Annotated in this window: 1 protein-coding gene; it reads left to right on the forward strand. The window is 46.9% G+C overall.

Features of this window, described 5'->3' with window-relative positions:
* Window positions 1–410: 410 nt before the first annotated feature.
* Window positions 411–2,720 (forward strand): Tex family protein (locus tag A3761_RS14130; RefSeq protein ID WP_068750383.1); only part of this gene is annotated, 2,310 nt, incomplete at its 3' end.

A 2,720-nucleotide genomic window follows, 5' to 3' on the forward strand; every position in this document is an offset into this window, starting at 1 on the left:
AGGACCACCAACATAATCTACGGCTTCTTGCTGTTTAGGGTTTAACTTATTCGCCACTACTTTCTCTTCTTTCTGTCTATCTCGATAAAAATAAATGGGCTCAGGGCCCGTGACTCTGAGCCCATTTATTTTTCTATTCCATCATTCTTTCACGTCAACTCATTGCTTTCCAGATACATTTTGTCGCTTTGTAGCACTTATTCTAAATAGATATAAATAATGAACACAGTCGTAGCGCCGCAACACTGCCTTTAGTTGTGAAATTGGAACAGATATTTTCGTTGTTTTGTTTCATTTTTTATTTACTGCAGGGGTTTAAATCGCCATGCTCGTCACCATTTAGTGCATTGCTATTTGTTGTTTTTAAGACTGATACCTCTTTACCGCTCGCAAGGATCTTTTACTTTCGCATGAACACCTTATCTACCCAGGCTTCCTCCGCTTCCACGACCACCAAAAAAATTGCAGCCCAAATTGCCAGCGAGCTTTCGGTCAGACCTCAACAAGTCGATGCAACCATTGAACTAATTGATGAAGGTTCAACGATCCCCTTTATTGCACGTTATCGAAAAGAAGTGACCGGCGCCCTAGATGACTCACAGCTCAGAAAGCTTGAAGAAAGGCTCCGTTACTTACGAGAGTTAGATGATAGGCGTAAAACTATTCTCAGCAGCATTGACGAACAAGGTAAACTCACTGATGCGCTTGCCTCGCAAATCGCTAATGTCGCCAGCAAGAACGAACTGGAAGACCTCTACCTTCCTTACAAACCCAAGCGCAGAACCAAGGGCCAGATTGCAATTGAAGCCGGTCTGGAACCCTTAGCGGATAGTTTGTTTAAGGACCCGACTCTAGACCCAGAGTCTGAAGCGAGTAAATTCATTAGCACTGATAAGGGCATTGATGACTCACAAGCCGCACTAGATGGCGCAAAGTACATTTTGATGGAACGCCTCAGCGAAGAAGCCAAGCTACTCGGCATACTCAAAACTTACCTCTGGGATCAGGGCGAGATTTTTAGTGCCGTTGTCGAATCTGAAAAAGCCAAGGGTGATAAGTTCCAGGACTATTTTGACTTCAGTGAAGCGATAGCAAAAATCCCATCACATCGTGCATTGGCACTATTTAGAGGCCGCAACGAAGGCGTGCTCAATATTAGCCTGCAGCCTCAGGGTTATGACGCAAGTGACCGTTTAACGATTCATCCCTGTGAAGCCAAAGTCGCCGCTTATTACAATATTGAGGACCAAGGCCGAGCAGCCGATAAGTGGCTAAAAGAAGTGGTTCGCTGGACATGGCGCGTTAAACTTAACAACCATATCGAGACTGAACTACTTGGCAAGCTAAGAGAACAAGCTGAAAAAGTTGCCATCGATGTTTTTGCAGAGAACCTAAAAGATCTGTTATTAGCAGCGCCAGCCGGTGCGAAAGCAACATTAGGCCTTGATCCAGGCCTGCGAACTGGCGTTAAAGTGGCGGTGATCGACCAAACAGGCAAATTACTGGATCACGCAACAATCTACCCTCACGCCCCCAGAAACCAGTGGGACGAATCTATCGAGATAATCGCCGCCCTCTGTAAAAAACACCACGTTGAGCTGCTCAGCATTGGCAATGGTACTGCCTCTCGTGAAACTGATAAGCTGGCTGCCGACGTAATGAAACGCTACCCCGCCTTGGCTTTAACCCGAATTATGGTCAGCGAGGCCGGCGCCTCGGTTTATTCTGCATCAGAATTAGCTGCAAATGAGTTCCCGGATCTGGACGTCACCATTCGAGGCGCTGTATCGATCGCGCGCCGTCTTCAAGATCCTCTGGCAGAGCTCGTAAAAATTGAACCTAAAGCCATTGGCGTTGGTCAATACCAGCATGATGTTAGCCAAGTACAGCTCAACCGCAGCCTGGGGGCAACCATCGAAGACTGTGTTAACGCTGTCGGTGTCGACGTCAATACGGCTTCTGCACCATTGCTGGCAAAGGTATCTGGTCTGAATGCCAGTATTGCCAGCAATATTGTGGCATTCCGTGATAGTAACGGACGCTTCAACTCTCGAAAAATACTCAAAGAAGTCCCACGCCTTGGACCAAAAGCATTCGAGCAATGCGCTGGATTCTTACGTATTCTTGATGGTGAAAACCCACTAGATGCATCCGCAGTCCATCCGGAATCTTATCCCACAGTGAAGGACATTGCTCAGAAGAGTCAGCAAGATATTGGACAACTTATAGGCAATGCCGGAACTTTAAAGAAGCTATCAGCTAACGACTTTGTTAGTGAAAGCTGCGGCCTGATCACTGTTCAAGATATTTTCAGCGAACTCGCCAAACCCGGTCGCGACCCGCGCCCTGAGTTTAAGTTTGCAGAATACAAAGAAGGCGTCGAGACAATCTCTGACCTGAAGCCGAACATGGTGCTCGAGGGAGCGGTAACGAACGTGACACACTTTGGAGCCTTCGTTGATATTGGTGTGCACCAAGATGGTCTCGTCCATATCTCGGCACTGGCGGACAAATTTGTTAAAGACCCTCGCGACGTTGTCAAAACAGGTGATATCGTAAAGGTGAAAGTCATGGAAGCTGATCCAAGACGAAAACGAATATCACTGAGTATGAGAATGGGCGACGAAGCACAAATGAACGATAAAGCTCAAAGCAGCCCAGAACATCAAAATAAGCACAGCAACGCCAAGCAGAATAGAAAACCCAAGCAAACCGAGGCA

Source organism: Oleiphilus sp. HI0123, assembly GCF_001635315.1.